Below are 13,341 nucleotides of genomic sequence, written 5' to 3' on the forward strand. Positions count from 1 at the left end.
CACCTATACATAATTTACGGGATTTTGAGGTATCCCGTTAACTCTAACTTCAAAATGTAAATGAGGGCCTGTAGAAAGACCTGTAGAGCCTACTAATCCTATAACTTGTCCTTTTGCAACTGAACTTCCCACTGATGTTTTTATTGCAGATAAATGGGCATAAACTGTAACACAATTTCCATGATTAACCATAACCACATTTCCATATCCACTCATATGTCGAGCAACAATAACTGTTCCTCCTTCAGCAGAAACTGCAGGAGTTCCCGAAGGTGCAGGAATATCAATTCCCGTATGCATCCTTTGTATTTTTAAAATAGGGTGCATCATAACCCCAAAACCTCTTGATAGTCTTGTATGTCCCGGGACAGGCCAGCCAAGTTTTTTTCCAACTCTGTTACCGGTTCCTAAAATTGCTCCATTTGAAGCTTCAAGTTTTTTTGCAGTTTTAATATCTTTTGTAAGCTTTTCAATTTCTCCAGATAATTTATTCCACTCATCTTCAGCCTTTTGATACTCTGCTCTATACTTTTCCACATCTTTCATAAGGCTTGCCATATAAGCTGACTTTTGATTACTTGCAAGATTTAAGGCATTTCTTTGAACTATAACTTGATCCTGAGATTTTTGTAACCTATCTTTGTCTGTAACAAGTCTTACTTTTGTTATCCTTATGGTGTCTATTTGACTTGCAATGTACTCTATAAGCTTATTATCTTCATCGGCAATTGTCTTTGCAAGCTCAAGATTGTACATCATATCCTCTATGTTTTTAGAATTTAAAATTACTTCCAAATATCCCACTTTGCCATTCATATAAATAGCTCTTATCCTATTTTCAAACTCAGCCTTATTTTTATCCAAATTATTTTGGGCTTCTTGTAATTTTTTTTCAGACTCTTCTATTTCTTTTTGTAAAGCTGAAATTTGATTATTTAAAGAATAGATTTTGTTATCGGCAGCGGAAATTTTCTCATCAAGGATATCTATTTCATTTTTAACGGTCTTAGCCTGATTTTCTTTTTCATTTGCCTTTTGTTTTTTTTCTTTAATTTGTTCAGTTATCTTTTTTTGTTGACTTTCTTTTTTCTTTTTTTTCTCTTCCAAAGACTTTGAACTTGCAAATACACAAGTAAAAATTGTAGAGATTATTAAAAGAAAAGAGATAAATTTTTTAAAATTCATATTAAACATCCATAAACTTCTTTGTACTCATTAAACTTCCTAAATAGCCTATGCCTACACCAATTGACAAAAATATTGTAAGTAAATCAAAAGCAATTAATTTAGGATTGGCAAGTTTTAAATCCATAGAGGAAATCTCCCTCATTATAATAGTATAAAGTTTAGAATATCCAGTATTTATAACTAAAAAAGCTAAAATTGCACCTAAAATTCCAAAAGTTATACCTTCAATTAAAAAGGGCCCTCTTATATAAGAATTACTTGCTCCTACATACTTCATAATACTTATTTCTTTTTTTCTGTTTGATACTGCAACTTTAATAGTGTTATTTATAATTACAATGGAAACAAAAACAAGGACTGCAACTATACCTGCGCCTAAAAATTTCACTCCTCTTTTTATGCTTGCCATTTTGTCAACTAAATCTCCCATAAAGCTGTACTTATCTATGCCTTCAAAATTTTTAACCTTTTCAATTAAATCTCTTGATTTTTCAAGGCTTTTCATTTCAACAACTAAAGATGCTGGCAATTTATTTATATCAAAATTATCAAAAACAGAGCTTTTATCTTTAAACTGTTCTTTTAAAGAATCCATGGCCATTTCTTTTGACACATAGGAAATATTTCTCACATTTTCTTCTTTTCCTATGTTTTGAATAATATCATTTACTTGATCAGCGCCCATATTATCCTTTAAATAAAAAATTACCTTATCAACTTTTCCTGTTGTCTGATATACAATTGTATTTAAATTTAAAACCATAAGAGAAATAAATCCGAAAAGTATAAGCATGGCAGCAATGGAAATTGTAGATGCAAATCCCATGGCTTTATTTCTCCAAAGACTTTTTAAGCCCTCTTTAAGGACATTTATGCACTGTCTAAGAAACTTCATAATAGCCCCCTTCTTTTACATCGGAACTTATTTTTCCGTCATTTAAAGTTATAACTCTCTTTTTCATTTTATCTACAATTTGAGTTGCATGAGTTGCCATTATGACTGTTGTTCCTTCTTTATTAATTTTCTCCAAAGCTTCCATAATTCCCATGGCAGTTTCTAAATCCAAATTACCTGTAGGCTCATCGCAAACTAAAATCGGAGCTTTATTTACTATAGCTCTTGCAATGGAAACTCTTTGGCTTTCTCCGCCTGACAATTGATCGGGATAAGAATTTTCTTTTCCTTCAAGTCCCACAAGGGCAACTGCCCTTTTTACATTTTCCCTTATAAAATCTTTGGACATGCCTTGAATTTCAAGAGCATATGCAATATTTTCCGCAACAGTTTTTTGCGAAATAAGTCTAAAATCTTGAAATACAACTGATATTAAACGTCTTAATTTAGGAATTTTGCTTTTTCTTAATCTTGTAATATCGGTCCCGTTTATAATTATTTTTCCCCTTGTGGCTTCCTCTTCTCTTATAAGAAGTTTTAAAAGAGTTGATTTTCCAGCTCCTGATGAGCCCACCAAAAAAACAAACTCTCCATCTTCTATTTGCAAATTTAAACTTTGAAGAGCAAGAGAACCATTAGGATATTCTTTAAATACATTTTCAAAAGTTATCATACTATTCTCCTTTAATTACTTTATTATAACTTAATTGACCTTTAAATACCAAATATCAAAAAGTAATTGATATTAATATTTGAAATTTTTTTCTGATTTTTTCTAACTTTTAATTTTTTATTGCTAACTTATAATAAATTATGTAGAATAAACTGTAAGTATATTGTTGTTAGTTATTAACGGGAGGTACTATGGATAGATTAGTAGGTACAGTAGTTAGAGGTATTAGAACACCCATCGTAAAAAAAGGTGATGATGTTGCAAAAATAGTAGTTGATTCTCTTTTAGCAGCAGCTGAAGCTGAAAATATTACTTTTAAAGATAAAGATGTAGTTTGCGTTACGGAAAGTCTTTGTGCAAGAGCTCAAAATAACTATGCAAGTATTGATGCAATTGCAGAAGATGTAAGAAATAAATTTGATGGAGAAATAGGAATAGTTTTCCCAATTTTATCTCGTAACAGATTTTCTGTTCTTTTAAGAGGAATTGCAAAATCAGGCAGAAAACTTCATTTATTACTTTCATATCCTTCTGATGAAGTGGGAAATCACCTAATGGATGAAAGAAAACTTTACGACAAAAAAATCAATCCCTATAGTGATGTTTTGGAAGAAAGTGATTATAGAAGACTATTTGGACAAGAAGTTGCCCATCCTTTTACAGGAATTGATTATGTAAAACTTTATAAAGAAATTGCTGAAGGTTGCGATATTCATTTTTCAAATGATCCAAAAACAATCCTTAAATATACGGATCAAGTTTTAGTATGCTCTACTCACACAAGATTTTTAATAAAAGATGAACTTAAAGATGCAGGAGCAAAAATTGTTTTAGGTCTTGATGATATTTTAAACGAATCTGTAAATGGGTCAGGATACAATGAAGAATACGGCCTTTTAGGTTCCAACTTAGCAGACCTTGATATGGTAAAACTTTTCCCAAGAGACGGATCAATACTTGTTAGAAAAATTCAAAAGGATTTAATCGAAAAAACCGGTAAACAAATTGAAGTTATGATTTACGGCGATGGAGCTTTTAAAGATCCTGTAGGAAAAATTTGGGAACTTGCAGACCCTGTTGTAAGCCCTGCCCACACTGACGGTCTTGTAGGAGAACCTAACGAACTTAAGATAAAATATATTGCCGACACTGAGTTTAAAGACCTATCAGGTCAAGAATTAACAGATGCCATGGCTAAAAAAATTGCAGAAAAAGAAAATAATCTAAAAGGAAAAAATGAAACTTTAGGAACTACACCAAGAAAAATTACAGACCTTTTAGGATCTCTTGCAGATTTAACTTCTGGCTCTGGAGATAAGGGAACCCCAGTTGTTTTCATTCAAGGATATTTCGACAATTATTCAACAAAATAAAAAATTTACCCATCCTAAATCAGGATGGGTTTTTTTTACATATTTTTGTAATAAGCATTTCCATTAAAAGCATTTGGTCAAGGTCTGTTGATTTTAATTTCAAATCAATATCCTCCATAAAAGAATAAATTTCCTTAAGCTCTTCAAGTTCAAAATTTTTTTGGAAATTTGAAACTTTTGTAAATTCATAATTTTTAATCTCCATTATATTCATAATTGAACTAGGACTATATTCAGCTTTCTGTAAAATCTTATAAGCTAAAAGAAGCCTTATCTGTCTTTGGATAATTACAAAAGTTTTTTGAACTGGCTCATTTATCTTGTATAAGTTGTGAAGTTCTTTAAAAGATATATCTAAATTTCTATCACCTATTGCATCAGTAAGAGCAAAGACATTTGTATCAATATTATCGGTCATTAAACTGTCAATTTTTTCCTTAGTAATTTCTCCCAAAGCAATAAGTTTGTCCATTTCATTTTTTAAATCATAAAGAGTCATATCAAGATTTCTTGAATTGTAACCTGATTTTTCAATCATATAACTTGTTAGAGCCTTTGAAACTTTAATCCCCTTTCTTAAAAAATATCCATCAACAAAGGAATTTACCATACTCCCCTTTAATTTTGAAAACTCAACATTTCTATTTTGCCCTTGAAAATATCTGTAAAATTTTTTTGTCTTGTTAAAAGGATTTTGCCCTTCCATAATAATTAAAATATTATAAGGAAAAAAATTATCCAAAAAATCTTTAAATTTTTCAAAATCTTCCAGTTCTGATTCAAACATGGCTCCATCATCAATTAATATAAGTTTTTTTTCACTCATAACAGGAAGGGTCCAAGCAGACTTGTAAAGCTCATTAAAATTGTTTACCCTGCTTAAATTAAAAGCATAAGTCCCCTTGGGAATATACTTATTTATAATATATTTAAGAGTATTTTCCATTAAAAGTTTTTCGCAACCGAAAAACAAATAAAAACCACTCAAATCTTTTTTATACAATTCTCTATAATCCATACTACCTCAACTTTAAATTTACTTGTCCCTTGCTTGTTAATTTCACTATAGCTCCCTCCACCTCGAGAGCTTTTATAACTTCTTGAGAAGGCATGCCATAATTATTTTTCCCAACACTTATAACTGCAAGATCTGGTCTTAATTTTTTGTAAAAACTTTTTGAAAGAGAATTTACAGATCCATGGTGGGGAACTTTTAAAACATCAACTTTTTCTTGTTCTATTTTATCACAGATATTTTTTGAAATATCCCCTGTAAATAAAAAGGTCTTTTTTCTTAAAGTGACTAATAAAACCATAGACCTATCATTAGGACTCTGACCACAGGGATAATAAATTCTTTTAATCTTTAAATCTCCCTCTTCATATGGAGTCTCAAAAATTTCATTTTTATAATTTTCCTTAATATATCTATAAAACTGATTCTTTTCCTCAACCCCTGACAAATAAACTTTATCAACTTTTATATTTTTAAAATGCCTTATGCCCTCCACATGATCAGCATCCATATGAGAAATAAAAATACCCTTTATCCTATTAATTCCCTTACTTTTTAAATAGGGTATTAAATATTTTTTAGAAAGACTGTTTTCCACACTTCCACCTGTATCAATTAAATAGTAGGAATTTTTATTTTTTATAAGGCAAGAATCTCCTTGACCTATAAAATTAAAACTTACCTGATAAAGAGGATTTTCCTTTATATAAGCAAAACTTGTGATTAAATACAAAATCCCTATAAAGCATAAAAATTCTTTTTTATATTTTTTTAAATAATCTTTTAAAAATAAAATTTCTCCCAATAGGAAATAATAAGTTGCCATTGTTATAGGAAGTGGTCTTCCTAAAATAAATGGATTTATTATGGAGTTTAGATAAATTCCTATTTCTCTTCCCAAGTCAAAAATTAAATCTAAGCTTCCAGCAAAAACATAATTTGGAATTATTAAAAGAAGACTTGCAAAACAAAGACCCAAGCTATAAAGAGGTATTAAAATTAAATTTGCAATTATAGAAATTATGTTTACTTGATAAAAAAAGTAAAGCTGTATAGGAAGCGTTCCTATAAAAATACTTAAACTTATATCTAGGCCCTTTCCCAAAAAAGTCTTCCCCGTATAAAGTTTTAATTTAGGATAAATTATTACAAGAGAAAGGACAGAGGAATAAGATAAAATAAAACTTGGAGAAAAAATATTGTAGGGATTTATTCCTAAATTTATAAGGGCTGAAAGTATTAAGGCAGTGGAGGTTTTATATTTTAAGCCTATAAAAAATGACAAATTTAAAAATAAGATCATTAAAAAAGCTCTCACTGCTGATATGGGAAAGCCTATTAAATATATATAAAAGAAAGTTAAAAAAAGGCTTAGTACTTTTTTAATTTTCTTAGGTAAAAAAAATAAGGCTTTTGAAATAAATAAAAATATAAGACCTATATGAAGCCCTGAAACTGCAAAAATATGAGCAAGTCCAAAGTTTAAAAATTCTTCCTTATCTTCACTTATGGAACCGTCACTTAAAAGAATACTTTTAAAAAGTTCTCCATTCTTTTTATTTAAAAGTAGAGATGTTTTTTCAATCCTATTTCTGAAATCATCTTTTATATTTTTCTTAAAACTTATTTTTTCTAAATTTTTTATGTAAAATTTTCCCTGTAAATTTTTTGTTTTATAATAAAGTCTTTCGTTAAAACCATTTTCATTTAAGGGAAGACTCCCCTTGTTAAGGCTACCTTCAATCTCAATTTTTTCTCCTATTCTTAAGGGTTCTTCATAGTAAAACAAAATTTTATAGGGTCTTTTAAATTTTCCCCTTGAAATATTTATTGTATAGGCTCCATTTTTTATATCTGCTATTTTCCCTCTAAGTATATAGTCTCCCTCTCTGAGATTTTCTTTAAAATTATTTATTAAAAGAGCAAAAAATATTGAAAAAATTAAAAAATAAAGAGCCTTTTGACTTTTCTTTTTTAAAAAAATATAAATTCCAAAAAAAATTATAAATACTGAAAATATGTAAGTCATAGATTAATTATAAATCTTCTTCTTTAAGAAAAATAGTTATGTTACAATTTAAATAAAGAGAGGTAATTAGATGAAATATATTGATAATCCTTACGCTAAAGAATTTCAGAGTGAATTTTCTCACATTTTTGAAATTGAGGGAGAAAAATTTGGCTTACTTAATGATATTTTTTCAGGCACAGATAAGGTTGAAGCTGATGAATTTACTATAAATCTTCATGAATCTTATAAAAAAATTAAAAATGGAAAAGTTTTTTATAAAATTCAGGATTCAGAAAAAGTAAAAATAAATATTGATTTTGAAAAAAGAATGGACCTTGGAGAAAGAGTCTTATCAAATGCAATTGTAAGACTTCTTCTTAAAAAGACCTTTAATATTGAAAGTGATTTTTATATTTTTGAAGACAATAAAATAATAATTTCCCAAACAGACATTGCTTTTTCAACTTTGGAAAAACTTGAAGAACTTGCAAATCAAATTGTAAGAAGTAATATCTCAACTAAATTTTCAGAAAATTTTTTGTCTTTAACAGGCCTGGGAAAAATTTATTTTGAGGGTCCCCTTCTTAAAAGAACCGGTGAACTTGCCCTTATTAAGATTTTGCCGCCTGAAAAAATTGAAAATAAAATTGTCTTAAATATTCTTTCAGGAAAAAGAGCTTTTGATGATTATAAAAATAAGTCAAAAATTTTTGATAATATGATAAAAACTTTTAATGTTGATTCAGAAGACCAGCTTTTTAAAAAATTAAAAGTTCTAAAGGCTTCAAAGCAAAGTCTTGTTGCTCAGAATAAAAAAATGGAAATGGAGCTGGGATATGAAGCTGTAAAAGATTTTAAAAATGTCGCCACAAATTTTAATGGAATAAATTATATTTATAAAATTTTAAACAATGTTAATTTTAAAGAGCTTAAGCTTATTTCTTCTAAAATTATGGATGAAGCTGATTATGTTCAAATTTATGGAATTCCCAATGGAAATATGGGACAAGTTTTAATTTACAGAAGTAGAAATTTAAATATAGATCTTAAAGGCATTTTAGATAGGGATTTTTCAAACTTAAATGGTAGCGGCAATATGTTATCTATAAAATTAAATTGTTCCATCAATGAACTTTCCAATGTTATGGAAAAATTTTTATTAAAAATAAAAAATTCTTTAGAAAAGGGCGGTAAAAATGTATAAAATTAAGAAAAAATTAAACCTTGCTCCCAACATCTATTTATTTGATGTGGAAGCACCTCGCATTGCAGCTTCTGCAAAGCCCGGACAATTTATAATTGTAATAGCCGATGACTATGCTGAAAGGATTCCTCTTACAATTTCAGATTATGATTTAAAAACTGGTTGTGTTGAAATAGTCGTACAGGCTTCAGGAGACTCTACAAAAAAGATTTGCTCTTTTGATGAGGGAGAATCCTTTAAAGATTTTGTCGGCCCTCTTGGACGCCCCAGTGACTTCTTAAGCATGGATTTAGAAGAACTTAAGAGTAAAAAATATCTTTTTGTTGCAGGCGGTGTTGGAACAGCTCCCGTCTATCCTCAAGCAAAATGGTTTAAAGATCATGGACTTTCCTGTGACATAATAGTTGGTGCAAAATCAAAAGAATTTGTTATTTTAGAAGATAAATTAAAAAGTGTTTGCGATAATCTTTACATCTGTACCGATGATGGTTCTTACGGTTTTAAAGGCTTGGTTACCGATAAAATTGTAGATCTTATTGAAAATGAAAATAAAAAATATGATCAATGTGTTTCCATAGGACCTATGATCATGATGAAGTTTGTATGCCTTACTAACAAAAAGTTTAATCTTCCAACAATAGTTTCATTAAACCCCATAATGGTTGACGGTACAGGAATGTGCGGAGCTTGTCGTGTTTCCATTGACGGAGTTACAAAATTTGCCTGTGTTGACGGTCCTGAGTTTGACGGATATAAAGTTGATTTTGATGCAGCTATAAAAAGGCAAATGCAATATAAAAATAAGGCCTCTGCAAGAAAAGTAAAAGATCACGCCTGCAACATTGATTTTGAAATAGAAAGACAAAATCACGAATTAGACCTAAATGGCGTTGAGGCTCCTAAAAATAGATTTACAAAAGTTCCTGTAAGAGAACAAAAACCTGATATAAGAAATAAAAACTTTGAAGAAGTTTGTTACGGTTATAATGAAGAAGAGGCAGTTTTAGAGGCAAAAAGATGTTTAAATTGTAAGGTTCCAAAATGTAGACAGGGTTGCCCCGTTAATATTGACATACCTGGTTTTATAAAAGAAATTTCAAATAAAAACTTTGAACAATCTGCAAAAGTTCTTTCTCTTTACACTGCTCTGCCGGCAGTTTGCGGAAGGGTATGTCCTCAAGAAAGTCAATGTGAAAAATATTGTGTTTTAAATGCAAAGGGAGATTCTGTCTCCATAGGTAAACTTGAGAGATTTTCAGCTGACTATGCAAGAAATCATAAGGTTAAATTATTTGAAAGTCCTGAAAAAAACGGCAAAAAAGTTGCAGTTATAGGAGCCGGTCCTGCAGGCCTTACTTGTGCAGGAGAGCTGGCAAAAATGGGTTATGAAGTTACAATATTTGAAGCTCTTCAAATGTCCGGTGGGGTTTTAGTCTATGGTATACCTGAATTTAGACTTCCTGATGAAATTGTTGAAGCTGAAATAAATAATCTAAAGAGTCTTGGCGTAAAAATTGAAAATAATGTAGTAATTGGTAGAACTTTAACAATTGATGAGATTTTAAATAAAGGATACGAAGCTGTATTTATCGGTTCCGGAGCTGGTCTACCTATGTTTATGGGAATACCTGGTGAAAATTTAAATGGAGTTTATTCTGCCAATGAATTTTTAACAAGAAACAACTTAATGAGAAGTTTCGATGAAAAATTTGACACCCCTATAAATGTTGGAGATAAAGTTGCAGTTATAGGCGGTGGAAATGTTGCCATGGACGCTGCAAGAGTAGCAAAAAGGCTGGGTGCTAAGGTTTCAATTTTATACAGGCGTACTCAAAAAGAACTTCCCGCAAGAATTGAAGAAGTCCATCACGCTATTGAAGAAGGCATAGAATTTCAAATGCTCACTGCTCCAATTGAAATAAAGGGAGATGAAAATGGCTGGGTAAAATCTTTAATTTGCGTTAAGAATGAACTTGGAGAACCTGATGAATCTGGAAGAAGACGCCCTGTAAAAATTGAAGGCTCAGATTATGAAGAAGCTTTTGATACGGTTATAATGGCCCTGGGAACAAGCCCAAATCCCCTTATTGCCCATACAACAAAAAACCTTGAAGTTAATAGAAAAGGTGGAATTGTTGCAGATGAAGATGCTCAAACTTCAAGAGAAAATATTTTTGCAGGAGGAGATGCAGTTACAGGGTCTGCAACTGTAATTCTTGCAATGGGAGCCGGAAAAACAGCCGCAACTTCCATCGACAAATATATAAGAGAAAAAAATAATAAATAAATTTTAAATTAATTTATTAAAAAAACTCCACAATTTATAAAAAATAACGGAGTCTCTAAAAATTGACATAAAAAAAGTTGAGGAAAAAACCTCAACTTTTTTTATTATGAAATTTTATATTCCTGCATATTTTCAAGAGCCATTACAACTGTAGAAGAATTATGAAGGAAAGATGAGCCTGTATTTGGAAGAATTTGGTAAAAACCAAGTAAAATCAAAAGAGAATTGAAAGAAATAATCTTTCTATAATCATCTTTTATTCTTTCCTGAAGCTCTCTTGCAATCTTTATAGTATATATAATAGATTTTAAATCATCATTCCCAATGGAAATATCAGCTATTTCCCTTGCAATATCAGCACCCTCGTGCATAGATATACCTACATCAGCATTTGAAAGGGCAACGGAATCATTTATACCATCGCCTATCATAATGACTTTTCTTCCACGCTTTTTCTCTGATAGAACATATTTTGCCTTATCTTCAGGAAGAACTCCGGATTTGTAATAATCAATATCTAATTGCTCAGCCACATATCTTGCTGCATTTTCAGCATCACCTGTGAGCATAGCTATATTTTTAAAGCCTAATTTTCTAAGTTCTTTTATAGTATACTTTGCATCTTCCCTAATAGGATCTGAAATGCAAATAACTGCAATAAGTTCTCCATCATACGCTAAATATAAAAGAGAATAATTTTCCTTAAGTTTGTCAATCATTGTTTTCTTTTTCTTAGGCAAATTTACTTTTTCATCTTCAAAAATAAAATGCTCAGAGCCTATTAAAGCAGGCTTGCCTGCAATCTTGGAAGAAATACCGTGGGCAACAATATATTCAGTTTCAGAGTGCATTTCCTTATGGTGCAAATTCTTTTCAAGGGCAGCATTAACAACTGCATTTGCTATAGAATGAGGGAAATGTTCCTCAAGACAAGCTGCAATTCTTAAAGCTTCATCTTCGCTATAACCTTCAAAAGCTATAACCTTTTTAACTGTCGGTTGAGATTTTGTCAAAGTTCCTGTCTTGTCAAAAATAATAGAATCTGCCTCAGCTATATTTTCAAGATATTTTCCACCCTTAACTAAAATTCCATTTCTTCCCGCTTGACTCATTGCCTTCATAACGGAAATAGGAATAGTAAGTTTTAAAGCACAAGAAAAATCAACCATCAAAAAGGCCTTTGCCCTTGTGAAATTTCTTGTGAAAGCATAAGCTAAAATTGAACCTAAAAATGAATATTTAACTAAAGAATCGGCGGCGTTTTCTGCACGTTTCTGAGCTAGTGATTTATTCTTTTCACTTTGTGCAATCAATTCTATTATTTTTTTAATTCTCGAATCATTGTAAAGTTTTTCAGTCTCTACTACTAAAATACCTTCCTCAAGCACAGTTCCTGCAAAAACAGTACTGTTTTCAATCTTTTCTACAGGAATACTTTCCCCTGTAAAAGAAGACTGATTAACCATGCCCATACCTTTAACAACTTTTCCGTCAACAGGAATAGTTGTTCCCATAGTTACTTCAATTAAATCTCCAATTTCAACATCTTTTAGATCTTTTACATATTTTTCATTGCCATTAACTACAAATACCTTATCAACATTAAGTTCCATAGTTCTGGCAAGATCTCCTTGAGATTTCTTTAATGTCCATTCCTCTAAATCTTCGCCTAAGTTTAGTAAAAACATTATTGAAGATGCAGAAGCATAATCCCTTGAAACAAGAGAAACAAAAATAGCACTTGCATCTAAAAGATTAACATCTATTCTTCTATTAAAAATCGAATCTATTCCCTTTTTAATAAATTTATAGGCACGACAAATAGTTACGATTTCTCTAAAAGGAGAAGGAATAAAAGTTTTAAAAACAAACCTCATTTCAAAAGCATCTCTTAAAATATGAAAAAGACCATTTTCATCAAGAGGTATGAAAGACTTATCTTCAATTTCAAAACTTTCTAAACTTTTAAGATCTATCTCCAAAAGTTTTTTTGCAAGTTTCGACAGGGAGCTTTCCTCATAATCCAATATAATACTTGAAGAAAGAGTTGAAACTTTACAAGAATGAACTCCTTCAACCTTTTCAAGTATATATTTAAGCTTATTAGCTGTGTCATAATTTAATTTTTTCTTAGAGGAGACTCTCATTCTCCCTCTTGTTCTGTGTAATATTTTAACTTGCATAATTAATTATTTTTCTTCTGCTAATTTTTCTATAGTTTCTTCTTTTTCTTCCCTTGCTTTTTCTTCACTTTCATTCTTTACTTTTGCTTCAGCGACTATATCTTCAGTGCTTTCTTTTACTTTTTCAATAGTCTTATCAAGACTTTCCTTAGCCTTTAAACCACCTGCTACTGTTGATACGGCAACTTTTTTAACTGCGTTAGATTTTAAAATTTTATCTCCAAGAACTCCTATTAAAATTCCTGCTCCCATACTTAATAATTTTTTCTTCATAATATCACCTCATAAAAATTTAATATATTATCAATAAGTCTTAGCTTCAAATAGCAAGGAAACTTTAAAGCTAATCTATGTATAGTAATATAGCCTGTTTTAGCTTTAATTGCAATAGCGAAAGTTAATTTTTTGCAATAATAGCATTATCATTTATCATAATCTTATTAAAAATATCATTATCATTTACCCTAATCTTATTAAAAAAAGGCCATTCATAACGGCCTTTTTTTAATCTC

The 13,341-nt window shown here is 30.3% G+C and carries 10 protein-coding genes; 3 read left to right on the forward strand and 7 right to left on the reverse strand.

Annotated elements, in window-relative coordinates; genetic code table 11:
• Window positions 1–3: 3 nt before the first annotated feature.
• The 3 genes from J2S72_RS04265 to ftsE are packed head-to-tail and all read right to left on the reverse strand — an operon-like array spanning window position 4 to window position 2,756.
• A complete protein-coding gene (locus J2S72_RS04265; protein ID WP_307495044.1) occupies window positions 4–1,185 on the reverse strand; it encodes a murein hydrolase activator EnvC family protein in 1,182 nt (393 codons plus the stop codon).
• A gap of 1 nt (window position 1,186) precedes the next feature.
• Window positions 1,187–2,083 (reverse strand): permease-like cell division protein FtsX, encoded by an 897-nt coding sequence (gene ftsX, locus J2S72_RS04270; protein ID WP_023055751.1) that lies wholly within the window; start codon window positions 2,081–2,083, stop codon window positions 1,187–1,189.
• Window positions 2,070–2,756 (reverse strand): cell division ATP-binding protein FtsE, encoded by a 687-nt coding sequence (gene ftsE / locus J2S72_RS04275; protein ID WP_023055735.1) that lies wholly within the window; start codon window positions 2,754–2,756, stop codon window positions 2,070–2,072. The genes ftsX and ftsE overlap by 14 nt, the downstream gene beginning before the upstream one ends.
• Window positions 2,757–2,947: 191 nt before the next feature.
• On the opposite strand from ftsE, the gene J2S72_RS04280 reads away from it, so the two are divergent.
• On the forward strand, window positions 2,948–4,129 hold the full coding sequence (locus J2S72_RS04280; RefSeq protein WP_023055754.1) for a coenzyme F420-0:L-glutamate ligase: 1,182 nt from the start codon (window positions 2,948–2,950) through the stop codon (window positions 4,127–4,129).
• A gap of 19 nt (window positions 4,130–4,148) precedes the next feature.
• Here the strand turns inward: J2S72_RS04280 and holA are convergent, their stop codons facing one another.
• Entirely contained in the window at window positions 4,149–5,147 is a 999-nt protein-coding gene (gene holA / locus J2S72_RS04285) for a DNA polymerase III subunit delta (protein WP_023055749.1), read from the reverse strand.
• A gap of 1 nt (window position 5,148) precedes the next feature.
• Window positions 5,149–7,173 carry a DNA internalization-related competence protein ComEC/Rec2 gene (locus tag J2S72_RS04290; protein WP_307495045.1) on the reverse strand — a complete coding sequence of 675 codons (2,025 nt, stop codon included), beginning with the start codon at window positions 7,171–7,173 and terminating at the stop codon, window positions 5,149–5,151.
• Between the two features lie 70 nt (window positions 7,174–7,243).
• Here J2S72_RS04290 and J2S72_RS04295 point away from each other — a divergent pair, with 70 nt between their 5' ends.
• Together J2S72_RS04295 and J2S72_RS04300 are read left to right on the forward strand one after the other, a co-directional pair.
• Complete coding sequence (locus J2S72_RS04295) at window positions 7,244–8,359, forward strand: alanyl-tRNA editing protein (RefSeq protein WP_307495046.1); 1,116 nt, start codon at window positions 7,244–7,246, stop codon at window positions 8,357–8,359.
• On the forward strand, window positions 8,352–10,646 hold the full coding sequence (locus tag J2S72_RS04300; RefSeq protein ID WP_023055744.1) for a bifunctional dihydroorotate dehydrogenase B NAD binding subunit/NADPH-dependent glutamate synthase: 2,295 nt from the start codon (window positions 8,352–8,354) through the stop codon (window positions 10,644–10,646). The genes J2S72_RS04295 and J2S72_RS04300 overlap by 8 nt, the downstream gene beginning before the upstream one ends.
• A 104-nt stretch (window positions 10,647–10,750) precedes the next feature.
• On the opposite strand, the gene J2S72_RS04305 is transcribed toward J2S72_RS04300, so the two are convergent.
• Together J2S72_RS04305 and J2S72_RS04310 are read right to left on the reverse strand one after the other, a co-directional pair.
• Window positions 10,751–12,829, reverse strand: a complete 2,079-nt coding sequence (locus J2S72_RS04305; RefSeq protein ID WP_023056460.1) for a heavy metal translocating P-type ATPase — start codon at window positions 12,827–12,829, stop codon at window positions 10,751–10,753.
• A gap of 6 nt (window positions 12,830–12,835) precedes the next feature.
• On the reverse strand, window positions 12,836–13,102 hold the full coding sequence (locus J2S72_RS04310) for a DUF6110 family protein (protein ID WP_023056459.1): 267 nt from the start codon (window positions 13,100–13,102) through the stop codon (window positions 12,836–12,838).
• Between the last annotated feature and the right edge of the window lie 239 nt (window positions 13,103–13,341).

The organism is Peptoniphilus koenoeneniae (assembly GCF_030812875.1).
In the GTDB taxonomy this organism is placed as follows: Bacteria; Bacillota; Clostridia; order Tissierellales; family Peptoniphilaceae; genus Peptoniphilus_B; species Peptoniphilus_B koenoeneniae.